The organism is Amycolatopsis sp. lyj-109 (assembly GCF_046548995.1).
Classification (GTDB): domain Bacteria; phylum Actinomycetota; class Actinomycetes; order Mycobacteriales; family Pseudonocardiaceae; genus Amycolatopsis.
This window is the reverse complement of the sequence record NZ_JAJPWR010000015.1, coordinates 235,193-257,064: the sequence shown is the minus strand read 5'-3', so window position 1 is coordinate 257,064 and position 21,872 is coordinate 235,193. Positions and strand designations below refer to the sequence as shown.

27 protein-coding genes and 1 pseudogene are annotated in these 21,872 nt (G+C 72.2%); 19 read left to right on the top strand and 9 right to left on the bottom strand.

Going from position 1 to position 21,872, the window contains the following annotated elements; genetic code table 11:
* Window positions 1-389: 389 nt before the first annotated feature.
* A complete protein-coding gene (locus ACLJQF_RS31260; protein WP_410613912.1) occupies window positions 390-953 on the bottom strand; it encodes a helix-turn-helix domain-containing protein in 564 nt (187 codons plus the stop codon).
* A 77-nt stretch (window positions 954-1,030) separates the two neighbouring features.
* Between ACLJQF_RS31260 and ACLJQF_RS31255 the strand changes: the two genes are divergently transcribed.
* The 13 genes from ACLJQF_RS31255 to ACLJQF_RS31195 all read left to right on the top strand — a co-directional run bounded on the left by ACLJQF_RS31255 (window position 1,031) and on the right by ACLJQF_RS31195 (window position 9,708).
* Window positions 1,031-1,930, top strand: coding sequence for an NADP-dependent oxidoreductase (locus ACLJQF_RS31255; protein WP_410613911.1), 900 nt, complete (start codon window positions 1,031-1,033; stop codon window positions 1,928-1,930).
* 56 nt (window positions 1,931-1,986) lie between these two features.
* On the top strand, window positions 1,987-3,216 hold the full coding sequence (locus ACLJQF_RS31250) for a MurT ligase domain-containing protein (RefSeq protein ID WP_410613910.1): 1,230 nt from the start codon (window positions 1,987-1,989) through the stop codon (window positions 3,214-3,216).
* Window positions 3,209-3,925 carry a type 1 glutamine amidotransferase gene (locus ACLJQF_RS31245; RefSeq protein WP_410613909.1) on the top strand — a complete coding sequence of 239 codons (717 nt, stop codon included), beginning with the start codon at window positions 3,209-3,211 and terminating at the stop codon, window positions 3,923-3,925. The genes ACLJQF_RS31250 and ACLJQF_RS31245 overlap by 8 nt, the downstream gene beginning before the upstream one ends.
* Before the next feature lie 157 nt (window positions 3,926-4,082).
* The gene (locus ACLJQF_RS31240; protein WP_410613908.1) at window positions 4,083-5,471 is read left to right on the top strand and encodes a sensor histidine kinase; all 1,389 of its coding nucleotides are present in this window, start codon (window positions 4,083-4,085) and stop codon (window positions 5,469-5,471) included.
* Complete coding sequence (locus ACLJQF_RS31235) at window positions 5,471-6,151, top strand: response regulator transcription factor (protein WP_004558522.1); 681 nt, start codon at window positions 5,471-5,473, stop codon at window positions 6,149-6,151. Before ACLJQF_RS31240 ends, ACLJQF_RS31235 begins: the two co-directional genes overlap by 1 nt.
* Window positions 6,152-6,335: 184 nt before the next feature.
* Window positions 6,336-6,665 carry a gas vesicle protein gene (locus tag ACLJQF_RS31230; RefSeq protein ID WP_410613907.1) on the top strand — a complete coding sequence of 110 codons (330 nt, stop codon included), beginning with the start codon at window positions 6,336-6,338 and terminating at the stop codon, window positions 6,663-6,665.
* Window positions 6,666-6,682: 17 nt separating this feature from the next.
* A complete protein-coding gene (locus ACLJQF_RS31225; RefSeq protein ID WP_410613906.1) occupies window positions 6,683-6,982 on the top strand; it encodes a gas vesicle protein in 300 nt (99 codons plus the stop codon).
* On the top strand, window positions 6,979-7,713 hold the full coding sequence (locus ACLJQF_RS31220) for a GvpL/GvpF family gas vesicle protein (RefSeq protein ID WP_410613905.1): 735 nt from the start codon (window positions 6,979-6,981) through the stop codon (window positions 7,711-7,713). Before ACLJQF_RS31225 ends, ACLJQF_RS31220 begins: the two co-directional genes overlap by 4 nt.
* Entirely contained in the window at window positions 7,706-7,963 is a 258-nt protein-coding gene (gene gvpJ, locus ACLJQF_RS31215; RefSeq protein WP_410613904.1) for a gas vesicle protein GvpJ, read from the top strand. Before ACLJQF_RS31220 ends, gvpJ (ACLJQF_RS31215) begins: the two co-directional genes overlap by 8 nt.
* Window positions 7,960-8,223, top strand: coding sequence for a gas vesicle protein K (locus ACLJQF_RS31210; protein ID WP_410613903.1), 264 nt, complete (start codon window positions 7,960-7,962; stop codon window positions 8,221-8,223). The genes gvpJ (ACLJQF_RS31215) and ACLJQF_RS31210 overlap by 4 nt, the downstream gene beginning before the upstream one ends.
* Window positions 8,220-8,543, top strand: coding sequence for a gas vesicle protein GvpJ (gvpJ, locus tag ACLJQF_RS31205; RefSeq protein WP_410613902.1), 324 nt, complete (start codon window positions 8,220-8,222; stop codon window positions 8,541-8,543). Before ACLJQF_RS31210 ends, gvpJ (ACLJQF_RS31205) begins: the two co-directional genes overlap by 4 nt.
* Window positions 8,540-9,100 (top strand): GvpL/GvpF family gas vesicle protein, encoded by a 561-nt coding sequence (locus tag ACLJQF_RS31200; protein ID WP_410613901.1) that lies wholly within the window; start codon window positions 8,540-8,542, stop codon window positions 9,098-9,100. Before gvpJ (ACLJQF_RS31205) ends, ACLJQF_RS31200 begins: the two co-directional genes overlap by 4 nt.
* Window positions 9,101-9,174: 74 nt before the next feature.
* Window positions 9,175-9,708 (top strand): NHL repeat-containing protein, encoded by a 534-nt coding sequence (locus ACLJQF_RS31195; RefSeq protein WP_410613900.1) that lies wholly within the window; start codon window positions 9,175-9,177, stop codon window positions 9,706-9,708.
* A gap of 54 nt (window positions 9,709-9,762) precedes the next feature.
* On the opposite strand, the gene ACLJQF_RS31190 is transcribed toward ACLJQF_RS31195, so the two are convergent.
* The 3 genes from ACLJQF_RS31190 to ACLJQF_RS31180 are packed head-to-tail and all read right to left on the bottom strand — an operon-like array spanning window position 9,763 to window position 11,320.
* Window positions 9,763-10,164 carry a CoA-binding protein gene (locus ACLJQF_RS31190; protein ID WP_410613899.1) on the bottom strand — a complete coding sequence of 134 codons (402 nt, stop codon included), beginning with the start codon at window positions 10,162-10,164 and terminating at the stop codon, window positions 9,763-9,765.
* A 23-nt stretch (window positions 10,165-10,187) separates the two neighbouring features.
* Entirely contained in the window at window positions 10,188-10,760 is a 573-nt protein-coding gene (locus ACLJQF_RS31185; RefSeq protein ID WP_410613898.1) for a hypothetical protein, read from the bottom strand.
* A 56-nt stretch (window positions 10,761-10,816) separates the two neighbouring features.
* On the bottom strand, window positions 10,817-11,320 hold the full coding sequence (locus ACLJQF_RS31180; RefSeq protein WP_410613897.1) for a VOC family protein: 504 nt from the start codon (window positions 11,318-11,320) through the stop codon (window positions 10,817-10,819).
* Between the two features lie 139 nt (window positions 11,321-11,459).
* On the opposite strand from ACLJQF_RS31180, the gene ACLJQF_RS31175 reads away from it, so the two are divergent.
* On the top strand, window positions 11,460-12,263 hold the full coding sequence (locus ACLJQF_RS31175; RefSeq protein ID WP_410613896.1) for a 2-keto-4-pentenoate hydratase: 804 nt from the start codon (window positions 11,460-11,462) through the stop codon (window positions 12,261-12,263).
* On the top strand, window positions 12,260-13,021 hold the full coding sequence (locus ACLJQF_RS31170; RefSeq protein WP_410613895.1) for a 2-keto-4-pentenoate hydratase: 762 nt from the start codon (window positions 12,260-12,262) through the stop codon (window positions 13,019-13,021). The genes ACLJQF_RS31175 and ACLJQF_RS31170 overlap by 4 nt, the downstream gene beginning before the upstream one ends.
* A gap of 267 nt (window positions 13,022-13,288) precedes the next feature.
* Here the strand turns inward: ACLJQF_RS31170 and ACLJQF_RS31165 are convergent, their stop codons facing one another.
* Genes ACLJQF_RS31165 through ACLJQF_RS31155 form a run of 3 tightly spaced genes read right to left on the bottom strand, consistent with a single transcriptional unit; the run spans window position 13,289 to window position 16,583 of the window.
* A complete protein-coding gene (locus ACLJQF_RS31165; protein ID WP_410613894.1) occupies window positions 13,289-14,164 on the bottom strand; it encodes an alpha/beta fold hydrolase in 876 nt (291 codons plus the stop codon).
* Entirely contained in the window at window positions 14,161-16,074 is a 1,914-nt protein-coding gene (locus tag ACLJQF_RS31160; protein ID WP_410613893.1) for an ABC transporter ATP-binding protein, read from the bottom strand. The genes ACLJQF_RS31165 and ACLJQF_RS31160 overlap by 4 nt, the downstream gene beginning before the upstream one ends.
* Before the next feature lie 41 nt (window positions 16,075-16,115).
* Entirely contained in the window at window positions 16,116-16,583 is a 468-nt protein-coding gene (locus tag ACLJQF_RS31155; RefSeq protein ID WP_410613892.1) for a DUF1579 family protein, read from the bottom strand.
* A 49-nt stretch (window positions 16,584-16,632) separates the two neighbouring features.
* Here ACLJQF_RS31155 and ACLJQF_RS31150 point away from each other — a divergent pair, with 49 nt between their 5' ends.
* Window positions 16,633-17,079, top strand: a complete 447-nt coding sequence (locus tag ACLJQF_RS31150; protein WP_410613891.1) for a MarR family winged helix-turn-helix transcriptional regulator — start codon at window positions 16,633-16,635, stop codon at window positions 17,077-17,079.
* Between the two features lie 10 nt (window positions 17,080-17,089).
* Here the strand turns inward: ACLJQF_RS31150 and ACLJQF_RS31145 are convergent, their stop codons facing one another.
* Window positions 17,090-17,545 (bottom strand): winged helix-turn-helix transcriptional regulator, encoded by a 456-nt coding sequence (locus ACLJQF_RS31145; protein WP_410613890.1) that lies wholly within the window; start codon window positions 17,543-17,545, stop codon window positions 17,090-17,092.
* Window positions 17,546-17,635: 90 nt separating this feature from the next.
* On the opposite strand from ACLJQF_RS31145, the gene ACLJQF_RS31140 reads away from it, so the two are divergent.
* Window positions 17,636-18,223 carry a dihydrofolate reductase family protein gene (locus ACLJQF_RS31140; protein ID WP_410613889.1) on the top strand — a complete coding sequence of 196 codons (588 nt, stop codon included), beginning with the start codon at window positions 17,636-17,638 and terminating at the stop codon, window positions 18,221-18,223.
* A gap of 28 nt (window positions 18,224-18,251) precedes the next feature.
* Window positions 18,252-18,629: pseudogene (locus tag ACLJQF_RS31135) on the top strand (PPOX class F420-dependent oxidoreductase); the annotation flags it as partial.
* Between the two features lie 10 nt (window positions 18,630-18,639).
* Here ACLJQF_RS31135 and ACLJQF_RS31130 read toward each other — a convergent pair.
* Complete coding sequence (locus tag ACLJQF_RS31130) at window positions 18,640-19,221, bottom strand: TetR/AcrR family transcriptional regulator (RefSeq protein WP_410613888.1); 582 nt, start codon at window positions 19,219-19,221, stop codon at window positions 18,640-18,642.
* Window positions 19,222-19,316: 95 nt separating this feature from the next.
* Between ACLJQF_RS31130 and ACLJQF_RS31125 the strand changes: the two genes are divergently transcribed.
* Entirely contained in the window at window positions 19,317-21,743 is a 2,427-nt protein-coding gene (locus tag ACLJQF_RS31125) for a beta-glucosidase H (protein ID WP_410613887.1), read from the top strand.
* Window positions 21,744-21,872 lie beyond the last annotated feature (129 nt).

The window sequence follows — 21,872 nt, the reverse complement described above, 5'->3', positions numbered from 1 at the left end:
CCGCATACCGAGCAGCCGACTCCGCCGCTGCCGGCTCGCTCACCACCGACCCGGGCCAAGAACCGGTAGATGATGGCTGAACCGGACGGCACGAAGCTCGTCACCGTGCACGACCCGATCGTCTAGCCACACCCCTCGTGAGTGGTAATTCGGGTTAGAACCCGAATTACCACTCACGACCACCAGCCACGGCAAGCCGCGGCAGACCACCCGACTACCGCGTCCGACGACTTCGCCAACAGCACCCCCGGACGTCCCCGATGAGTCATTCGCGACACCGGCGACAGCCCCCAACGTCCTCCGTCCCGGGAGGGGGGCGCCCAGCGATCGACTTCGCCGGAAACCGTCGTGGACGCAACGGTCCGGCATCGAGGCGAGCGCCGCGGCTCCTACCGCCCGACGGCCGCCCGCACCTCATCGAGAGCCCGCCGGGCGGCCTCGCCGAAGTCCTCAGCCGCCCCGTCGATCCAGCGTTCATAAGCGATCTTCATCGCCAGCGCCCCCAGCTCCGCCGCCACGCATGCCGTCAGCTCGGCCGCCTCGCGCTGCCGGAGCGCGTCGGTCATCGCCGCGGTCAGCGCCAGCCCCTTCAGTGCGTCGCGCTCCTGGAGTTCCGGATGCGCGGCAATCACCGACCGTCGAAGCGCGCTGAACTCCCGCCGCTCGGCCGTGAACACCTCGCGCCCCGCCGTGTCCATCGCGCGAGCCACCGCCTCGAGGGGTGTGGCCGTCTCCGGAGCGCCGGCGACCGCCGCGGCGAGCAGACCGGCCAGTGTGCTGCCCCCGAAGAGCACTTCCCGCTTGTCCTGGAAGTGCCGGAAGAACGTGCTCTTCGTCAGCCCCGCCCGCGCCGCGATGTCGATCACCGTCGTGTTCTCGTACCCCCGCTCGGCGAACAGCTCGAGGGCGGCCCGGCTCAGCCTCTCCGGCGCGTTCGGTTCCCAGCGGCCCATGAGGACAAGCTTACGGCACTTGGTCCCGTCGGAAGGTGTACGGTGATGGGACCAAGTCCCATCGGATGGAGGTCTCCATGAGCCGAGCCGTCGTCTACGAGAAGTTCGGTGGCCCCGAGGTGCTCGAACTACGGGAGGTCCCGGAACCGCACGCCGGTCCCGGCGAGGTGCGTGTGCGCGTCACCGCCGCCGGGCTGAACCCGATGGACTGGGGCCTCGCTTCGCGCCCCGAGGCCGCAGCGCGGTTCGGCATCACCCTGCCGTCCGGCTTCGGGTACGACTTCGCCGGCGTGGTCGACGAAGCGGGGCCCGGTGCAGCACATGCCGTCGGCGACCGCGTCTTCGGCGGCGCGCTCGGCCGAGCCGTTGCCGACTTCGTGGTCGTCACGGCGTCCGACGCGCTCTTCCCCACGCCGGACGGCGTCAGCGACGAGGTGGCGAGCACCCTCCCGGTCGCCGGTTCCTCCGCGGCCGCCGCGCTGGCCGCCGTCGGGCTGCGGGCCGGTGACACCGTCCTGATCGGCGGCGCCGCCGGCGGCGTGGGCATCTTCGCCGTCCAGCTCGCGTGCCTCGCCAGTGCGACCGTGATCGGGACCGCCGCCGAGAGCACCTTCCCGTTCCTGCGCAAACTCGGCGCCGAACCCGTCGCTTACGGACCCGGTCTGGCCGGGCGGGCCGGGAAGCCGACCGCGGCCATCGACCTCTTCGGCACGGAGACGGCGGAGGCCGCGCTCGAACTCGGCGTCCCGCCCGAGCGGATCGCCACGATCGCCGCGGGCCCCACCCCACCCGGCGGTGTGCGCGCCACCGGCGGTGCCGACGCCGAGCCCGGTGCCGTCACGCGGATCGCCGACGCCGTCGTCGCCGGCCGGCTCACCGTGCCCATCGCCGCGGTCTTCCCCGTCGAGCGGATCCGCGACGCCGTCGCCCTGCAGGCCGCGCGGCACGTCCACGGCAAAGTCGTCGTCACGCTGTAGAGACCCGCGCCACGGACTCAGGAAAATCACAGCGGCCCGCAGGCAGCATCCGGGCGATGTCCGTCCGAAGTCCCCTCCGCACCCGCGCGTCCGTGGCCGCCGGCCGGCTGACCGCCTGGCTCTCCCGCAGTTCGGGGCTCGGCCGCGGCGGCATGATCGGCGGCCGCGTCACGCTGGCTCTCGATCCCGCCGCCTTGCGCCGCCTCGGCCGCGAACGCACCGTCGTGCTCGTCACCGGCACCAACGGCAAGACCACGACGTCGCTGATGCTCACCCGCGCGCTGGAAACGCTGGCCGAGGTCGCCGCCAACAGCGACGGCTCGAACATGCCCGACGGTGTCCTCGCCGCGCTGACTGCTCGCCCCGACGCGCCCTACGCAGTCCTCGAGGTCGACGAGACCTACGTGCCGTGGGTGGCCGACCAGGTCCGGCCCGCCGTCCTGGTGCTGCTCAACCTGAGCCGCGACCAGCTCGACCGGGTCGGCGAGGTCCGTGCCACCGAACGCGAGCTGCGGGCCGCGATCGGGAACCTGGCCGGCACGGTCGTCGTCGCGAACTGTGACGACGTCCTGGTGACGTCCGCGGCGAGCGCGGCCGCGAAAGCCGTCTGGGTGAGCGCCGGTCGCCGCTGGACCGGCGACTCGACGGCGTGCCCGCGCTGCGAAGGCCGCGTCGAAACTCACGAGCGGCACTGGAGCTGCGGGTGCGGGCTCGCCCGCCCGGAACCCGGCTGGACGCTCGACGGCGAACTCGTCCGGACGCCCGGTGGCCGCGAGGTCGATCTCGACCTGCGGCTTCCCGGCGAGGTCAACCGCGCGAACGCCGCGCTCGCGCTCGCCGCGGCGCACCGGCTCGGCGTGCCGCCGCACACCGCCGCGGCCCGGCTGCGGACCATCACCGACATCGGCGGCCGCTACCGGACGATCCGCCGGTCCCGGCACTCCGTGCGGGTGATGCTGGCGAAGAACCCGGCCGGCTGGGTGGAAACGCTGCGGGTACTGGACGAGGACACTCCGGTCGTCGTCGCGGTCAACGCCCAGGAAGCCGACGGGCGGGACCTGTCCTGGCTGTGGGACGTGCACTTCGAACGGCTCCGCGGGCGCCAGGTCGTCGTCACCGGCGAGCGCGGCGCCGACCTCTCCGTCCGGCTCTGCTACGCCGAAGTCGCGCACTGGGCCGAGCCGGACCCGGTCGCCGCGATCGACGCGCTGCCGCCCGGCGCCGTCGAGCTGGTCGCCAACTACACCGCGTTCCGCGACCTGGTGGGCAGGCTGCCCGGTGGCTGATTCGATCGTCCACATCGGACTTCTGCTGCCGGAGGTGCTCGGCACCTACGGCGACACCGGCAACGCCCAGGTGCTCGCCAAGCGGCTGCAGTGGCGCGGGCTCGACGCCGAGGTGGTGCCCGTCGGCCTCGGCGATCCGGTACCGTCCACTTTGGACGTATACCTGCTCGGTGGCGGCGAGGACGGCGCCCAGGTGCTGGCCGCCGCGCACCTGCGCAAGTACCCGGGCCTGCGGCGGGCGGTCGCGGCCGGCGCGGTCGTCTTCGGCGTGTGCGCCGGCTTGCAGGTGCTCGGCACCCGCTTCCGCGGCCTCGACGGCGTCGACCACGACGGGCTCGGCCTGCTCGACGTCACCACCGAACCCGGCGCCCGGCGCGCGGTCGCCGAGCTGGTCGCGACGCCGTCCCGGATCCTCACCGGGGAAGCACTGACCGGCTTCGAAAACCACCTGGGCGTCAGCAAGCTCGGCGCCGACAGCGAGCCGCTCGGGCAGGTCGTGCGCGGCACCGGCAACGGCGACGGCACCGAGGGCGCGGTGACCGACCGGGTCGTCGGCACCTACCTGCACGGCCCGGCGCTCGCCCGCAACCCCGCGCTGGCCGATCTGCTGCTGGCCTGGACGGTCGGGCACCCGCTCGTCCCGTTGGGCCTGGGCGAGGTCGAACGGCTGCGCGGGGAGCGGCTCGCCGTCCCGCGCCGGCGCCGCTGAGCCCGTGGTCCGGCCCTCCGCCCCACCCGCCGCTGTTGGCCACCGGCCAGCGCCCCAAGGCGGCCTTCGGTGCGTCAGACGCACCGAAGGCCGCCTTGGGTGCGTCAGACGCAACCAAGGCCACATTGGGGCGCTCGGGGCCAGTTACGCTGCGTTGGTGAAACTGGGCAAGGTGATCGCCGCGACCGGCGTCCGGATGCGCACCACCGCGGTGGCGGTCTTCGCGCTCGCGCTGGCCATCGCGGCCGCCGGTGTGGTCGTCGTGGTGCTGCTGGAGGAGTCGCTCGACCGCAGCGTCACCGAGAGTGCCCGCAGCACCGGGCGGCAGGTCGCCATCCAGCTCGTCCGCGAAGGCGCGCGTGACCTGAGTGCGAGCGACGTCGCCAGCACCGGCGACACCGAAGCCGTCACGCAGGTGCTCGACGCGCGGGGGACGCCGATCGCGAGCGACCCGGCGATCGTCGGGCACCCGCCGCTGACCGCGGCCCGCCCGGTCGCCGGACACGAGATCGTCGAGACGCTGCCGCTCGGGCTGAACGGCGACAACGACGACTACCGCGTCGTGTCGCAGGAGGTGACCGGCCCGGGCGGGCCGTTCACGGTGATTTCCGCGCGCTCCCTGGAGCCGGTGACGGAGGCGTCGACCCGGTTGACGCTGCTGTTCGGCCTGATCGCCGTGCCGCTGCTGGCGATCGCCGGGCTCGCGGTGTACCGCGCGGTCGGCTCGGCGCTGCGGCCGGTCGAGCGGATGCGCCGGACCGTCGCGGAGATCTCGACGCGCGACCTCGCCGCGCGCGTGCCGCTGCCACCGGGCGGCGACGAGGTGCACCGCCTGGCCGTGACGCTCAACGAAATGCTGTCCCGGCTGGCGTCGGCCCAGGCCGCGCAACGCCGGTTCGTCGCGGACGCCAGCCACGAACTGCGCTCGCCGTTGTCGACGATCAGCACCGCGCTCGACGTCTCCGGGCGGCACCCGGAGAGCACCGGGGACCTGGTGCCGGTGATCGCCCGGGAGACCGCGCGGCTGCGCGAGCTCGTCGACGACCTGCTCATGCTGGCCCGCACCGACGACGCGACCGACCGGCCGCAGCGCACCGAGGTCGACCTCGACGACATCGTCCGCGCCGAGGCCGAGCGGCTCCGCGGCGAGAGCACGGTGGATGTCGAGGTCCGGGCCGGGCCGGCGAAGGTGCACGGCAGCGAGGCCCAGCTGCGGCGGGCGGTGCGCAACCTGGTCGACAACGCGCGCGGGCACGCGCGCTCGCGCGTCCGGGTCAGCAGCGCGGTGCGCGGCGACCTCGCCGTCGTCGAGGTGAGCGACGACGGGCCCGGCGTCGGGGCCGCCGACCGGGACCGGATCTTCGAGCGGTTCGTCCGGCTCGACGCGTCGCGGCAGCGCGGGCACGGCGGCACCGGGCTGGGCCTGCCGATCGTGGCCGGCATCGCGGCCCGCCACGGCGGCCGGGCGCGCTACGCCGAGTCCGACGAGCCGGGCGCGCGGTTCGTGATCGAGCTGCCGGTGATCGAACTGCCGAAGGAGGAGTAGTGCGCCTGCTGATCGTGGAAGACGAGCGCGAGTTCGCGGAGACGCTGCGGCGGGGGCTGGTCGCCGAGGGCTTCACCGCCGACGTCGCGCACACCGGCCGCGAGGGCCTGTGGCGGGCGACCGAGCACGAGTACGACGTCGTGGTGCTCGACATCATGCTGCCCGAGCTGTCCGGCTACGAGGTGCTCAAACGCCTGCGGGCGGCGGAGAACTGGACGCCGGTGCTGATGCTGACGGCCAAGGACGGCGAGTACGACGAAGCCGACGCCTTCGACCTCGGCGCCGACGACTACCTGTCCAAGCCGTTCTCCTTCGTCGTGCTGATCGCCCGGCTGCGGGCGTTGCTCCGGCGCGGCGCCCCGGCCCGGCCGGCCGTGCTGGAGGCGGGCGACCTGCGGCTCGACCCCTCCGCCCGGACCGTCCACCGAGGACAAAAACGGATCGAGCTGACCGCGCGGGAGTTCGGGTTGCTGGAGTTCCTGCTGCGGCGGGCCGGCACGGCGTTGTCGAAGAACGAGATCCTCGGCCACGTCTGGGACGCACACTACGACGGCGACGAGAACGTCGTCGAGGTGTACATCGGGTACCTCCGACGCAAGATCGATGCGCCGTTCGGCACCCACACCATCGAGACGGTCCGCGGCGTGGGCTACCGACTGGTAGACGTTACCCGATCGTAATCAACTGGGCGTTTTCCGGAAATTGGTGCCGCTGGGTGTCCGCGCGCTGCGCCGTTTGCATCCGCCGGTTGCCGCGGATCGCCCAATCGGACGCGCGAACCGGTGAAAAATGCCGTCCCATGACGGCACTGCGCGTGGCCCTTCCTGTTGCTACGGTGGGCACCCACCCGTGACAAGGAAAGCGATGACGGAATCGCCACTGCCGTTCCCTGCCCAAAACAAGAATTCCCCCGAAGCAGCCGAGAAATCCGTTTCCCGGCTGCGTGCCGCCGACGCCATTCGGGCCGCGAAGGACCAGTTCGCCATGGTGACCGGGCTCACCCCGCATGCCGTGACCGGGATCCGGAGCCGTGGCGACGGTGGTTGGTCCGTGCTCGTCGACGTCGTCGAGCTCACGCGGATTCCGGACTCCACCAGTGTGATGGCCAGCTACCGGGTGGACATCGACGCCGACGGTGAGCTCGGCGCGTGTGAGCGGCTGCGCCGCTTCACCCGGGGCGCCACCGATTCCTGAAAGGAAGGTCGACACGATTGGCCGCTTCGTCCGATTCGTTGGCGGACATTCTGGAACGCGTGCTCGACAAGGGCGTCGTCATCGCCGGTGACATCGGCGTCAGTGTTGTAAATGTCGAATTGCTGACCCTGCGTATCCGGCTGTTCATCGCGTCCGCGCAGACCGCCCGGGAAATGGGTATGGACTGGTGGACGAACGATCCGTTCTTCTCCCCGAATGCCGCGCGAGCGGAACTGGGGACGACCGACCTGGCGGCGCGCGTCGCCGAATTGGAGGCCCGGCTGCCCGTGCCGGGCGGGAGGGAAGAACCGCGGTGAGCACCGGAAACTGGCTCTGCGCGTACGCGATCACCCGCAACCGTCCGTCCACCTTGGACATCGGGCCGGTGCCGCGGCTGATCGGCTACCGCGACCTCGGCGTCGTCGTGTCCGAGGTGGCGCCGGCGCGCTTCGACCGCATCGACACGCTCGACCCGGTCGACGGCACGCTGGCCGAGCTGGCCCGCGAGCACGACGCCGTCGTGCGCGCGGTGTTCCGCAGCGAACCGGTGCTGCCGTTGCGGTTCGGCACGGTCCTCGACGGCGAAGACGCCGCTCTCCGGCTCCTGCAAGCGGGGTACGACCAGGCGCGCGACTGCCTCGACGAGGTGGCCGGGCACCGCGAGTGGGGTGTCCGGGTGCGGCACACGGAGCCGGCGGTGACCACCCGCCCGGACGCGGCGGGCCTGACCGGAACGCAGTACCTGGTCAGGCGGCGCGAGCGGCTGAAGGCGATCCAGCGCGCCCGCGAGGACGTGGTCGGCTCGGCGGGGCGGCTCGAGGAGGCGTTGCGGCGGCAGGCGGCGGACAGCGTGGAGCGCGCCCGGCCGCACGGCGTGCTGATGAACACGGCGTACCTGGTGGAAACCGGCCGGGAGGTGGAGTTCCACTCGGAGGTCGAGTGGTTCGCCCGCGAGCTGAGCGCGGCGGGGGCTACGGTCGAGACCTCGGGACCCTGGCCGCCGTACTCGTTCACCGACGTCGAGCTCGGAGCGAGGGCGAATGGCTGACGCGGGCACCGAAGTGCCGATCGGCGACCTCCTCGCGAGCGCCGGAGCGCCGGGCCGTGGCGACCTCCTCGCCGAAGTCTTCACACCGACGGGCACCAACACCGCCGAAGCCATCGTCGACCTGCTCGACCGGGTCGTGCACCGCGGCGCCGTCGTCACCGGAGACGTCATCATCTCCCTCGCCGGCATCGATCTCGTGCGGCTCGACCTGCGGCTGCTGCTGCTCGGGATCGAGGGGACGCCCGGATGACCCAGCGGATCGCCGCCGACGCCGGCCGCGGGCTCGGACACCTCGTCGTCACCGTGCTCGACATCCTCAAGGAAGTGCTGGAGCGCCAGGCGCTGCGGCGGCTCGACGCCGGCACCCTCACCCCGGCCCAGGTCGAAGCGCTCGGCCAGGCCCTCATCGCGCTGGAACTCCGGTTCGCCGAGATCCGCGCCGCCCTCGACGACATCCCTGCTGACATCCCTGCTGACATCCCTGCTACGGAAGGACGAAGACCGCAGTGACTACCCCTGGATCGGGCGGCGGGCTCGCCGAAACGCTCAACATCCTGCTGGACAAGGGTCTCGTGATCGACGCCTCGGTGAAGGTGTCGGTGATCGGGATCGAACTGCTGTCGATCGAGGCCAGGGTCGTGATCGCCTGCGTCGACACCTACATCCGCTACCTCGAGGCGATGCAGCGGATCAACGCGCAGGCGAACCTGCCCAACCCCGGGCAGGTCTCCATCGGACTCGGGCAGACCGTCGGGCTGATCCCGCCCCCGCCGCCGACCCAAGCCGTCGCCGTCCCGGTGGAGCAGGTCGTTCCCGCCAAAACGCTGTGACGCTGCAGCTCTACGGCGTCGTGCGGGCCGGGCACCCGCGGGCGCCGCGCACGGTCGGCTGGGAGGACCTCGCCATGGTCGTCGGCGACCCCGAGCCCGACCCGGCGGCGCACCTGGCGGTGGTGTCCTCGCTCGTCGAGGGCGGTCCGGTGCTGCCGGTCCGGTTCGGCACCGTGGCCGAGGACGAGGACGCCGTCCGCACCGAGGTGCTCGCCCCCGCCGCCGGCACCTACCGCGCCGACCTCGACCGGCTCGACGGCTTGGCCGAGGTGCACGTCTGCCTCCGGTTCACCGAACCCGGGTCGGCGTGGCGGGCGGCCCGCTCGGACGTCCTGCTCTCCCGGGTCGCCGAACGGGCCCGCGACTCCGTGGCCCTGCCGGCGGGCGAGTGCGCCGACGAGCGGTGGGCGTTCCTGGTCGGGCTGGGCGACCTGCTCGTCGTGCGGGACACCGTGGCCGGGCTCGCGTGCGACGACGGCGTCCAGGCCGACTGGCTCGGGCCGCTGCCCGCGTACAGCTTCCTCGACCGGCGGACGTGCTCCCGCTGGAGCTGGTGAGCGGAGGTGGAACAGTCGCTGAACACTCGTCCCGGCCCTGGCCGCCGTGGCTCGCGGCCGGTGATCCTGGTGCCGTGACCAGCAGCGAAGCCGCCGCGCTCCCGCGTGCGTTCGGCGGACCCGGCGCCGGGCCGGGGCAGTTCCGCGCGCCCGCGGGGATCGCCGTCGACGCCCGCGGCCGCGTGTGGGTGGCCGACACCGGCAACGACCGGATCCAGGCGTTCACCCGCGGCGGCGCGCTCGTGCGCGTCCTGGCCGGGCGGCTCAAGGCACCGGAAGGGGTGGCGCTCGACGCGGCGGGCAACGTCTACGTCGCCGACACCGGCAACCGCCGCGTGGTGCAGTTCTCGTGGCAGGGCGGGTTCGTCCGCGAGTTCGGCGGCCTGGCCCGGCCCCGCGCGGTCGCGCTGGACCGAGCCGGGCGGCTGCTGGTCGACGACACCGGGCGCATCGCCCGGTTCGACACCCGCACCGGCGCCGCGCTGCCCGACACCACCGAGCCGATCAGCTCACCGAGGGACATGGCCGACGACGGCACGGGCGGTGTCTGGGTCGCCGAGACGGGCAACCACCGCATCGTCCACTTCGGAGCGTCCCCGGCCTCGTGAGTGGTAATTCGCGTTAGAACCCTAATTACCACTCACGACAACCCGCGCCGAAGCTCAGGCCTTCGAGATCGCGGCGGTCGCGCGGACGACGGCGGTGCAGCGGTTCTCGACGTAGGCCAGCCCACCCTCTTCGGCGATGCGGCGCGCTTCGGCGGACACGATGCCCTGCTGCAGCCACAGGGCCTTCGCGCCGATTTCGACGGCGTCCCGGGCGATGCCGGGCGCTTCGGGCGACGGCCGGAAGACGTCGACGAGGTCCACCGGCTCCGGGATGTCCTTCAACGACCGGTACACCTTTTCGCCGAGCAGCTCGGTCGCGGTCGGGTGCACCGGGATGATCCGGAAGCCGTGGGCCTGCAGGACCGCCGGGACACCGTGTGCGGCCTTGGCCGGGTCGCGGCTCAGGCCGACGACGGCGACGGTGGTCGCGCCGGCGAGGATCTCCTCTGCGTTCATGCCGGTGGAACGCGCGATCGGCGTCAAAGCTTCCAGACTCGCAGGCCGCGCACCCGGTAGACCGGCCACACGACGTGCCACGGCTTCCGGCGGGCGAAGGTCGCGGCGCAGGTCAGGATGTTGCGGGCGGACGTCGTCGCGACTTCGTGGCGGTCGGCCCAGGTCGAGCCCTTGGCGCCGACGGCGATCCGGAACACGGTCAGCAGGCCGCGGCCCTGCAGGTCGTACTTCGCGCCGGTGTCCCCGGAACCGGGGGCCAGTTCGGCGATCTCGGCGCCGAACGCGCGGGCCGCCTGCGGCGCCACCTCGGCGGGCACCGCGCCGACGCTGCGGGTGATCGCCTTGCCGTGCATCCGCCGCGCGTAGCGGAACAGCAGCGTGCGTTCCCACCACGGCAGCAGCCGGTGGTGCCGGAGAAGGGCGGCGCACTCGCCGTGCCCGATCGCGAAGATGCTCGTGAGCTCGTCGTAGGCGCCGTTCGTGGCCGGCTCGTTCAGGTGCAGCCGGACCTCGAACCGGGTGCGCGCGGTGAGTTCGTCGAGCAGCTCGCGGTGATCGAGCCGCGCCTTCGCGCGGGAGAGCGACCAGTCGGGCATCGGACCTCCAGACGTCGCGCACAGGCTAGTTGGCGCGCGACGACCGGACCACGCTTTCAGCCGATCTTCTCGCCGTACATCTCGCCGAGCGGGTCGGAGATCAGCTCGACGCGGGCACCGTCCGGATCGGACAGGTAGATGGACGTCTTGCTCTCCAGCAGGTACTTGACGCCGGCTTCGTCGAGGTTGTCCTTGATCGCGCTCCACCGTTCGGGCGTGACGGACAGGGCCAGGTGGTGCAGTCCACCGAGGACTTCCGCGTACGGGCCGAGGTCCAGACCGGGCAGGTCGAAGAAGGCGACCGCGTTGCCGTTGCCGACGTCGAAGAAGAAGTGGCTGGAGCCGGGGTAGTCGCGGTTCTCGATGAGCTCGGTGAGGGGGAAGCCGAGGACGTCCTGGTAGAACTCGATGGTCCGCTCGACGTCGCTGGAGATCAGCGCCGTGTGGTGGATGCCGCGGCCGTTCGTCGCCGGGCGTTCGGCGGCCGGGCGCAGGTGGCGCTCGCGCAGTGCGTCGCGGGCTTCGGCGAGCTTGGTGACCTCGGCCTGGGTCGGTGCCATGTCCCTCACGTCCCTTCCTGGTGGTGTCCTTCACGCTACGCCCGATTTATCTCGCGCGCAAGAGATTATCCGGCGAGAGTTCCGTTGGGTGGAACGTCCTCGCTTGTGTGCGCGGGGCCCGCACGGCAGAGTCCCGGTGGTGGATGTCAGCAAGGTGCAGGAGGCCGCGGCCGCACTGGCGAAGGCCTATGCCACGCGCGAACCGATCGAGCCGTTGATCAAGACGTATCCCGACGCGGGTGTCGAGGACGCGTACCGGATCCAGCAGGAGCAGGTGCGGCACTGGGTCGACGGCGGCGACGCCGTCCGCGGGCACAAGGTCGGCCTCGCGTCGGCGGCGATGCAGCGGCAGATGGGCGTCGACCAGCCCGATTACGGGCACCTCACCGGCAGCATGTTCCACCTGGAGCACCAGCCGATCCCGACGTCGGCGTTCCTGCAGCCGCGGATCGAGCCGGAGATCGCGTTCGTCCTCGGCTCGGCCCTGCGCGGCCCGGGCGTCACGGTCGCCGACGCGGTCCGGGCCGTCGAGTTCGTGCTGCCGTCGCTGGAGATCGTCGATTCCCGCATCCAGGACTGGAAGATCTCGCTCTTCGACACGATCGCGGACAACGCGTCGTCCGGGGGCGTGGTGCTGGGCAGCAGCCCGACGTCTCTTTCGGCCGCTGACCTGCGCCTGGCGGGGTGTGTGCTGTACCAGAACGGCTCGGTGGCGGCGACCGGCGCGGGCGGCGCGGTGCTCGGCTCGCCGTTGAATTCCCTGGTGTGGCTGGCGAACACGGTGGGGCCGCTGGGGGTCACCCTGGAACCCGGGCACGTCGTGTTGCCGGGGTCGATGACCCGGGCGATCCCGGTGTCGCCGGGCGACACGATCGTCACCACGATCGCCGGCGTCGGCAGCGTCACGGCGGTCTTCGCCCCTGCTTCTCCGGAGGAATCGTGAACGTGCGCGAGGCGGCCACCGCGCTGCTGGGGACGGTTTCGGAGCGCGCGCCGCTCTCCGCCGACTGGCCGGACCTGGACGTCGACACGGCGTACGCGATCCAGGACGAGGCTCTGCGGCAGCGGCGGGCGCGCGGGGAGACGGTGATCGGGGTGAAGCTGGGGCTGACGTCCCGGGCCAAGCAGGAGCGGATGGGCATCGACGCGCCGTTGCTGGCCTGGCTGACGGACGCGATGGTGCTGCCGGCGGGCGCGCCGGTGCCGCACGAGACGTTGATCCACCCGCGCGCGGAACCGGAACTGGTCTTCGTGCTGGGCCGCCGCCTGGCGGGCCCGGGCGTGACGGCGGCGACGGCCCTGGCCGCGGTCGACCGCGTGTACGGCGGCATCGAGGTGATCGACAGCCGGTACGCGGACTACCGGTTCACGCTCCCGGACGCGGTCGCGGACAACGGCTCGTCGGCGTACTTCAGCCTGGGCCCGGTCGGTCTGCCGCCTGCCGCGCTGGACCTGTCGTTGGAGGCGGCTCTGCTGGAGGTCGACGGCCAGATCGTCGACACGGCGACGGGAGCGGCGGTCCAGGGCCACCCGGCGGAGGCGCTGGCCCTCGCGGCGAACGCCCTGGCCGCGCGCGGCTTGGCCTTGGAACCGGGCTGGCTGGTCCTGACCGGCGGCATGACGGACGCGGTCCCCGTCCGCCGAGGCTCCCGCCTCGCCGCCCACTTCTCCCACCTCGGCTCCCTGACCCTCGCCACCTGACGGTGATGCCCCGCCAGTCACGCGAGATGGCCGCCCAATCACGCGAGATGGCCGCCCAATCACGCGAGGTCTGCGCTCAATCACGCGAGTGACGCGTACCGGACCGGCGAACTCGCGTACTTGAGGGGCGGCCCACGTGCCTGGAGGGCCGGCGGGCCGACCCGTGCGCGCCGGTCGGTCGGCGTGACTCGGGCCGGAACTCGGGTGATTGGGGCGGGACTCGCGTGGTTGGAGGCGGGACTCGCGTCCGGGCGCGCGAGGTGTGCGTCAGCTTGTCGTCTCGGCGCGGGCGGCGATGCGCGTAATGCCCGCGATCACGCGGGGCCAGACCGGGCGGGGGAGGTCGTGGCCCATGCCGGGGATCACGTCGAGGTCTGCGCCGGGGATTGCGCGGGCTGTTGCGCGGCCGCCCGAGACGTGGACCAACGGGTCGCGGGCGCCGTGCACCACCAAGGTGGGTGTGCGGACCTTGCGCAGCCGTGGGGTGCGGTCGCGGTCGGCCATGATTGCCGCCAGCTGACGGATCGCGCCGCCCGGGTGTACGCCGCGGTCGTACGTGCGCTCGGCTCTGTCCCGCATCCTCTTCTCGTCGAATGGGTAGCCCGGTGAGCTGATCAGCCGGAACGTGCGCAGCATCGTCTCGACGTACTGCGCGCGGGTGCTCGGGGGCGTGGCGAGCAGCATCGACATCGCGCGCGGGCTCGGCCGGCCGACCAGGCGGCCGCCCGTGCTGGACATGATCGACGTCAGCGAGCGGACCCGCGCCGGGTGCCGGAACGCCAGCGTCTGCGCGATCATGCCGCCCATCGACGCGCCGGCCACGTGTGCGGCGGGGATGCCCAGCGCGTCCAGCAGGCCGGCCGCGTCGTCGGCCATGTCCGCCAGCGAGTACGGCGCGCTGCGCAGGAGGTACGCCTGCGCGAGATTCGCCCGGCCGCGCATCCGGGCCGATCGCCCGGCGTCGCGGTTGTCGAAGCGGATGACGCGGAAACCCTGCGCTGCCAGGGTTTCGCAGAACTCCTCGTCCCACCAGATCATCGGTGCGGCCAGGCCCATGATGAGCAGGAGCGGCCGGGAGCCGGGGGCGCCGAACGTCTCGTGGCACAGCTCGATGCCGTTGACGCGCACCGTTTGCTCGGTCATGGTGGTCCGTTCCGGTAGGCGCGGGCCTGGATCTCGTACAGCTCGTGGTAGACCCCGCCCGCGCGGATCAGTTCGTCGTGGGTGCCTTCTTCGATCAGTCTCCCCTTTTCCAGCACCAGGATCCGATCCGCCGAGCGGATGTTGGCCAGCCGGTGGGTCACCAGCACCGTCGTGCGGCGGCCGCGGCCCGAGCGGCTCGCGTGCTGGAGCCCGGCGAACACGCGGGCTTCGGCGCGGGCGTCGAGCGCCGCCGTCGGCTCGTCGGCCACCAGGACCGAAGCGTCGCGGTAGATGCCGCGGGCGATGCCCATGCGCTGCCACTGGCCGCCGGACAGGTCGTGGCCCTCGTCGAACTTCTTCGACAGCATCGTGTGCTCCTTGGCGGGCAGGGAGGCGATCACCTCGTCCGCGCCCGAGTAGTCGATCGCTTCGCGCCACGCCTGCCGATCCGGGTCGGGCCGGCCGAGACGCCCGACCGTGATGTTGTTCGCCGCTGTCATCGGCCACTCCGCCGGCTCCTGCGCGATCACCGCGATGTTCGCGTGCACCGACGCCGGGTCGGCCCGCGCGAGGTCGACGTCGTCCCAGCGGACGGTGCCTTCGTCCGGTGGGTAGAGCCCGGTGAGCAGCTTCCCGAGGGTGGTCTTGCCCGAGCCGTTCTCGCCGACCAGCGCGACCACCTCGCCGCGCCGGATCGTCATCGAGACGTCCCGCAGCGCCGGGCTGTCGCGGCCCGGGTAGGTGAACGTGACGCCGTCCAGCCGGATCTCGGCCGGGTCGGCGGGCGCGGTCACCGACGTCGGCGGCGGTTGCCGCTTTCGGGACTCCGCGAGCAGCTGGTTGTAGAACCCGATGTAGAAGGAGTCCTCGTACAGCGAGTTGACCGCGCGCATGGTGTTGGACAGCGACGTCGACGCCGTGCGCATCGCGAGCACCGCCGTGCCGGCCAGGGCCAGCTCCATCGCGCCGGTGTAGAGGAGCCAGCCGAGCACCAGGTACGCGACGGCCGTGCCGAAGCCGGCCGCGGCCCGCCCGCTGGTGCGCACCAGGTTGCTGCGGTGCGCCAGCCGGATCTCCTCACGCGTGAGGCTGCGCGAGATGCGCCGGTACTCGCCGAGCAACGGCTCCTGCAGCGTCAGGGCGTGGCGTTCGAGGGCCATCGAGCGCCAGGTGGCGACCTCTTCGACGACCGACTTGCGGATGTTGCGCCCGACCGTGTCCAGGAAGTGCCGGTAGTTCAGCTTCGCCACGCGCGCGGCGGCCCAGCCGTCGGCCGCCGCGGCGAGCAGCAGCACCGGCGCCAGCCACGGGTTGAGCAGCCCGGCCGTGATCATCGCCGCCGCCAGCGAGATCACCGACGACATCAGGTCGGCCAGCCGCCGCAGGCTCGTCTCGATGGCCCGCACCCCGAACCGGGCGCCCTGCCGGGCCAGCTCCCGGAAGTCCGCGTCCTCGAACGCGATCAGCCCGACGCGCACGACCGCGGCCGTCACCGCGTCGTCCGCCGCCGCGGTGACACGCGGCCTCAGCGCCCCCTCGACGGCGGCGACGGCCGCGTCCAGCACCGCGCGCGCCGCGTACGACCCGGTGACGACCGCGATCGCCGGCAGCGACTGCAGCACGCGTTCCGGGGTCGGGCCTTGTTCGAGCAGCGCGGTGAAGACGTTCGCGGTGGCGAGCAGCCCGAACGCCGTGACGCAGCCGGAGATGACGTGCACGACGGCGGCCAGCAGCGTCAGCCGCCGCGACGTCCGCCACGCCAGCCGCAGCACGACCGAGATCGCGGTGGGCAGCGTGCGCACGGCCTGGCCGAAGCTCGCCGCGGCCACGCGTTCGTCGACGCGGGCCCACTCGGGCATCTTGACGTTCTCGACCCCGATCAGCGGAGGCGGGTCGGCGGTTGCGGTCACGCCTCCATCTGTACTCCGGGGGTCCGACAGTTTCGGATCGGCTACTGGTCCTTCCGGGTGTACCGCGCGCGCAGAAACGGGCGGTACTCCGGGTTTTCACCCATCCGGACGTCGATCTCGTGCGTCAGCGTCCCGGTTTCGGGCGTGAGCCGGTGTCGCGCCACCCCGCGCGCGGTCTGCTTTTCCAGGGTCAGCGTCGCGCCGGTCCAGCCGCCGCGGGCGGGCGACTCGGGCGGGTAGCCGTAGCTGTCGAAGCCGTACCAGAGCGTTTCGCCGGTGGCCGGATCGGCGGTGAAGACGTTGTGGCCGAGGAACTCCGACCCGTCATCGCGGCGCTGCCGGTAGTGCTGGATCACGGCGAACCCGGTGAGCGCCAGGCGGTACTCGCAGTCCGCGTGCGCGGTCGAGGCCGGTGCCCACGGCGAGGCGGCGAGCTCTTCGGTGCCGGTCCAGTCGCCGACGAGCGCCTTCAGTGCGTCGTGGGCGGGGCCGAGGAGGGGCATGTCCATGGTCGTCTCCATTTCGACAGGTACCTGTCGATGTGCGAGACTAGCACGCATGCGGTCGCCACGAGCCGAAACGTTCACCCGCGTGATCGACGCGGTCTTCGCCTGCAACGGTGGCTTCCTCGCCGCGGGGGACGCGCTGACCGAGCCGGTCGGGCTGACCGCGGCGCAGTGGCAGGTCCTCGGCTTCCTGGAGGACGGCCCGGCGACCGCCGCGGAGGTGGCGCGCCGCCGCGGGCTGCGCCGGCAGAGTGTGCAGGAGACGGTGAACCGCTTGCTGCGCAACGGAATGCTGGACCGCCTGCCGAACCCGGCCGACGCGCGGGCGCCGCTGTTGTCGTTGACGCGGCGGGCGCGCGCGGCGATGCGGGAACTGGGGGAGGCGCAGGTCGCCTGGGCGGAGGACGTGGCGGCCGAGGTGTCGCAGGAGGATCTGGAGACGACGCTGCGCACGCTTCGGCGATTGCGTGCGGTGGCCGCCCAGCCGCGGCTGCGGTGAGCGGCGGCGCTCAGCGGGTCGAGCCGGGGCCGGCCAGCAGGTCGACGTCTCCCGCGTGCATCGGCTCGCCGCAGTGCGCGCAGCGCAGGTCGACGGTGCTGACTTCGCCGCACGCGTGGTGGCGGTAGAGCACCGGGGGGCCGGCCTCGCCCGCCAGCCACTTGTCGCCCCAGCGGGTCATCACCATCAGCATGTCGACCAGTTCGGTGCCCTTCTCGGTCAGGACGTACTCGTAGCGCGGCCGCCGGTCGTACGGACGACGCTCGAGGACCCCGGAGTCCACCAGGTGGTTCAGCCGCTCGGTGAGCACCTTGCGCGAGATGCCGAGGTCGGCCTGGAGCTGCTCGAACCGGCTGAACCCGGCCCACACGTCCCGCAGGATCAGCGGTGACCACGGTTCGCCGATGACGTCGAGCGTGCGCGCGATCGAGCACGCGGCCAGCTCGCTGAAGTTCGTGCGTTGCATGGGACGAGATTAACACTTGGGGTTCCCTTAGGGAACTTGGACTGCTACGGTTCTGGAGTCTCCTGAAGGAACCCAGAAGGGAATGCCACGATGAGCAAGGTCTTCAGCGCCCACGCCGTGTCGGTCGACGGCTACCTCACCGGCCGCGGCGCCCGCCCCGGCCAGGGCCTCGGCGACGGCGGGACGCTCTTCGACTGGTACTCCGACGGGGACACCCAGAGCCAGGTCTTCGGCTTCTTCAAGCTCAGCGAGCCGAGCGCCCGCGTCTTCGACTCCCTCGCCGGCCGGGTGGGCGCGATCGTGGCGGGCCGCAACACCTACGAAGACTCGGAACACTTCGGCGGCGGCAGCCCGCACCCGGATGCCCCGCTCTTCCTGGTCAGCCACCGCCCCGCGCCGGACCTGACCGAGCGGCAGACGCTCGCCGGCAACGTCGAAGACGCGATCGCGGCGGCCCGCGAGGCGGCCGGCGGCAAGGACGTCGGCCTGATGGGCGGCGGTGTCCTGGCCTCGGCGCTGCAGGCCGGCCTGGTCGACGAAATCGTGCTCCACCAGGTTCCGGTCCTGCTCGGCGGCGGCCGGTCGTTCTTCCAGGAGCTGCCTTCGCACGTGCGGCTCGACCTGGTCGAGGCCGTGGCCGCGCCCGGCGTCACCCACCTCCACTACGCCGTCGCCTGAACCCCCCCACCCCAGCAAGGAGCTGACCATGCTTGACGCCGACGTCCGCCGCATCCTCGCCACCACCGCGATCGGTCACCTCGCCACGGTCCTGCCCGACGGCGCGCCGCACTCGGTGCCGGTCTGGGTCGACCCGGAGGGCGACCGCATCGCCATCCTGACCGGCCCGGACTCGCGCAAGGCCCGCAACCTGCGGCGCGACCCGCGGGTCGCGCTCTCGCTGACCCCGCCGGACAACCCGTTCGAGCCGGTGATCATCCGCGGCCGGGTGACCGAGTGGATCGAGGGCGACGCCGCCTGGGCGATCGTCGACCGGATCGCGACCAAGTACATCGGGGGCCCGTACTCGCGGGAGCAGCAGCGGGTCGTCGCGCTGATCGAGGTCGACCGGCAGAGCGTCGGGATGCGCAGAGGAGTCAGTCCGGCTTCACCCCCAGGAGGGTCAGGAACGTGCGGAACCCGGCGGACATGTCGACCTCCGCCGGGTCGAGGAGCCACTGCAGCTGCAGGCCGTCGAGGAGGGCGATGGCCAACGGGGCCAGCTGTTCCGGGGTCGTTCCCGGTGGCAGCTCGTCGCGGTGGCGCTCCAGCATCTGCGTCATGCCCACGCGGACCCGGGCGTAGCGGTCCTGGAAGTACTTCCGTGCCGGGTGGTCTTCCGTGACGCTGTCCGCCGAAAGCACCGTGTACGTCTGGACGATGCCTGGGCGCGTGGTGTTGTAGTCGACCAGCTCCGCCAGCTGGTTCACCGTCATCGACGACGGGTCGCCCGCCGGGGCGTGGCCGAAGTGCAGCAGGTCCCACTCGTCGCGGGTCTCCAGCACCGCCGTCAGCAGGTCTTCCTTGGTGGGGAAGTAGTGCATCAGCCCCTGCTGCGTCAGGCCGACGCGCTCGGCGACCGCGGCGAGGGACGTGCCTCGGTAGCCGCGCTCGGCGATCACCTCGAACGCGGCTCGGACGATGCTGGCTCGGCGGTCCGCGCCCCTGGCCCGGGTCATGATCCCGAGCCTACGGGACAAAATGTCACATAAGCATAACGTTCACTACTCGACGCCAGGTAGGGTGACGGCAGGACCGACCGCGGAGGATGCGCATGAGCTTCGACGTCGAGGCGCTGCTGGCCGAACTCGACCTGGACGCCAAGGCGAGCCTGCTCGCCGGCCAGGACGTCTGGTCCCTGCCCGCGTTGCCGCGGATCGGCCTCGCGTCGCTGGTCCTCTCCGACGGCCCGGTCGGCGTCCGCGGGACGCGCTGGAGCCCTGACGATCCCTCCGTCACCCTGCCCAGCCCGACGGCGCTCGCCGCGAGCTGGGACCCGCGGCTGGCCGTCAAAGCCGGCCGGCTGCTTGCGCAGGAGGCCCGGCGCAAGGGCGTGCACGTGCTGCTCGCCCCGACGGTCAACCTCCACCGCTCGCCGCTGGGCGGCCGGCACTTCGAGTGCTACTCCGAAGACCCCCTCCTCACCGGGATGATCGGCGCCGGCTACGTCACCGGCGTGCAGGACGGCGGGGTCGCCGTCACGGTCAAGCACTTCGTCGCCAACGACTTCGAGACCGAACGCTTCACCGCCGACGTGCGCGTCGGCGAGCGCGCCCTGCGCGAGCTCTACCTCGCGCCGTTCGAACTCATCGTCCGTCGTGCGAAGCCGTGGGGGATCATGGCCGCCTACAACAGCGTCAACGGCGTCACGATGACCCAACACGCCGAACTGGTCAACGGCGTGCTGCGCGACGAATGGGGCTTCGACGGCTTCGTCGTCTCCGACTGGCTGGCCGCGCGCGACACCGTCGCCTCCGCCAACGGCGGCCTCGACGTGGCCATGCCGGGCCCTCGCACGGTGTTCGGCGACCGGCTCGCCGAAGCCGTTCGCGGCGGCGAGGTCGACGAAGGTGTCGTCGACGCCATGGTCCGCCGCGTGCTCCTGCTCGCCCACCGGACCGGCGCGCTCGGCGGCGGCCCCGCGCCGGGAGGGTCCGATGTGGACGGTGATGCGGTCGCGCGCGAGGTCGCGCACCGGTCGTTCGTGTTGCTCCGCAACGAAACCGGCGTGCTGCCCCTGCGGGAACCGCAGAGCATCGCGCTCATCGGCGCGCTCGCCGCGGATCCGAAGATCCTCGGCGGTGGCAGTGCCACCGTGTTCCCCGATCACATCGTCTCCCCTCTCGACGGCCTGAAAGCGGCCGTTCCTCCGGGCACCGAGCTCGTCTACGCACCTGGTGCCGATCCGCGGACGACGTTACCGACCGCCACCGACAATTTCCGGATCCGCGCGACGGCCCGCGCCGCCGACGGCACCGAACTCGCGCAGTTCTCCTTGCGCAGCGCCAGGATCGACTGGATCGGCGAACTGCCGGCCGGGCTCGACATCGGCACGCTCGCCTCGGTCGAGATCGCCGGCACGTTCCTCCCCGAGCTCGGCGGCACGCACACCTTCGGCATCACCGGTCCCGGCGACCTCCGCCTCACCGTCGCCGGCCAGACCGTCTTCGACGGGGTGAACCTGCCGGAGGGCGGCGACATCTTCACGTCCGTCATGCAGGTCCACGAGCAACGCCGGGAGGTCGAGCTGACCGCGGGCGAGCCGGTCGACCTCAGCCTGACCTACTGGATCCCGTCGGAGATGGCGGAGTTCGCCAGGGGCACCTTCGCCTGGGTCACCTTCGCGCTCGGCCACCGCGGCCCGGTCCTCGACCCGGACGCGAGCCTCGCCGAAGCCGTGGCACTGGCGGCGAGGTCGGAGGTCGCCGTCGTCGTGGTCGGCACGACCGCCGAGGTCGAAAGCGAAGGCTTCGACCGCACTTCCCTCGCCCTGCCCGGACGTCAGGACGAACTCGTCGCGCGGGTCGCCGAAGCGAACCGCAACACCGTCGTGGTCGTCAACGCCGGCTCCCCGGTGGAGATGCCGTGGCGCGACGACGTCGCCGCGGTGCTGCTCACCTGGTTCCCCGGCCAGGCCGGCGGCGACGCGCTCGCCGACGTCCTCTTCGGCCGCGAAGAGCCCGGCGGCCGCCTGCCGACGACGTGGCCGGCGAAGCTCGAAGACGCTCCGGTCACCGACGTGACGCCGGAAGAGGGCGTCCTCGAGTACGGCGAAGGCGTCTACATCGGCTACGGCGCCTGGGCCCGCGCCGACCGGCAGCCCGCGTACTGGTTCGGCCAGGGCCAGGGCTACACGACCTGGCGTTACGAGGAGGTCGACGCCTACCCGGACGAGGAAGGCGGCGCGCGCGTCCGCGTCCGGATCCGCAACACGGGAACGCGCAAGGGCCGCGAAGTCGTCCAGCTCTACCTCGTCCCGACCGAACGCGGCGACCGGCCGCACCGCTGGCTGGCCGGGTTCGCGAGCGTCGAAGCCCAGCCCGGCGAGACCGTGGAGGCCGACATCGCCATCACGTCGAGGTCGGCGGAAGTCTGGCGCGAAGGCTGGCGGCACATCGCGGGCGAGTACGTCGTGGAGGCGTCGCACTCCTACGCCGAACCGCGGCTGAGCACGCGGGTGGTGCTGCAGAAAATCCGTTGATCACCGCGGGCGCATCCCCTAAGGTCACGAGAAGGCACCTTGAACAGCGAAAGGAGGTGGGACCGATGATCACGCAACCGATCACGCGCTCCCACCCCGCAGCGAGGGTGCCGGCTGTCTGACCGGGAG

What these genes read in the sequence shown, in the direction of transcription:
- ACLJQF_RS31260 (WP_410613912.1), bottom strand. Translation starts at nt 953, where the DNA reads ATGGGCCGCTGGGAACCGAACGCGCCGGAGAGGCTGAGCCGGGCCGCC.
- ACLJQF_RS31255 (WP_410613911.1), top strand. Translation starts at nt 1,031, where the DNA reads ATGAGCCGAGCCGTCGTCTACGAGAAGTTCGGTGGCCCCGAGGTGCTC.
- ACLJQF_RS31250 (WP_410613910.1), top strand. Translation starts at nt 1,987, where the DNA reads ATGTCCGTCCGAAGTCCCCTCCGCACCCGCGCGTCCGTGGCCGCCGGC.
- ACLJQF_RS31230 (WP_410613907.1), top strand. Translation starts at nt 6,336, where the DNA reads ATGACGGAATCGCCACTGCCGTTCCCTGCCCAAAACAAGAATTCCCCC.
- gvpJ (WP_410613904.1), top strand. Translation starts at nt 7,706, where the DNA reads ATGGCTGACGCGGGCACCGAAGTGCCGATCGGCGACCTCCTCGCGAGC.
- ACLJQF_RS31210 (WP_410613903.1), top strand. Translation starts at nt 7,960, where the DNA reads ATGACCCAGCGGATCGCCGCCGACGCCGGCCGCGGGCTCGGACACCTC.
- ACLJQF_RS31190 (WP_410613899.1), bottom strand. Translation starts at nt 10,164, where the DNA reads ATGAACGCAGAGGAGATCCTCGCCGGCGCGACCACCGTCGCCGTCGTC.
- ACLJQF_RS31185 (WP_410613898.1), bottom strand. Translation starts at nt 10,760, where the DNA reads ATGCCCGACTGGTCGCTCTCCCGCGCGAAGGCGCGGCTCGATCACCGC.
- ACLJQF_RS31180 (WP_410613897.1), bottom strand. Translation starts at nt 11,320, where the DNA reads ATGGCACCGACCCAGGCCGAGGTCACCAAGCTCGCCGAAGCCCGCGAC.
- ACLJQF_RS31165 (WP_410613894.1), bottom strand. Translation starts at nt 14,164, where the DNA reads ATGACCGAGCAAACGGTGCGCGTCAACGGCATCGAGCTGTGCCACGAG.
- ACLJQF_RS31155 (WP_410613892.1), bottom strand. Translation starts at nt 16,583, where the DNA reads ATGGACATGCCCCTCCTCGGCCCCGCCCACGACGCACTGAAGGCGCTC.
- ACLJQF_RS31150 (WP_410613891.1), top strand. Translation starts at nt 16,633, where the DNA reads ATGCGGTCGCCACGAGCCGAAACGTTCACCCGCGTGATCGACGCGGTC.
- ACLJQF_RS31145 (WP_410613890.1), bottom strand. Translation starts at nt 17,545, where the DNA reads ATGCAACGCACGAACTTCAGCGAGCTGGCCGCGTGCTCGATCGCGCGC.
- ACLJQF_RS31140 (WP_410613889.1), top strand. Translation starts at nt 17,636, where the DNA reads ATGAGCAAGGTCTTCAGCGCCCACGCCGTGTCGGTCGACGGCTACCTC.
- ACLJQF_RS31130 (WP_410613888.1), bottom strand. Translation starts at nt 19,221, where the DNA reads ATGACCCGGGCCAGGGGCGCGGACCGCCGAGCCAGCATCGTCCGAGCC.
- ACLJQF_RS31125 (WP_410613887.1), top strand. Translation starts at nt 19,317, where the DNA reads ATGAGCTTCGACGTCGAGGCGCTGCTGGCCGAACTCGACCTGGACGCC.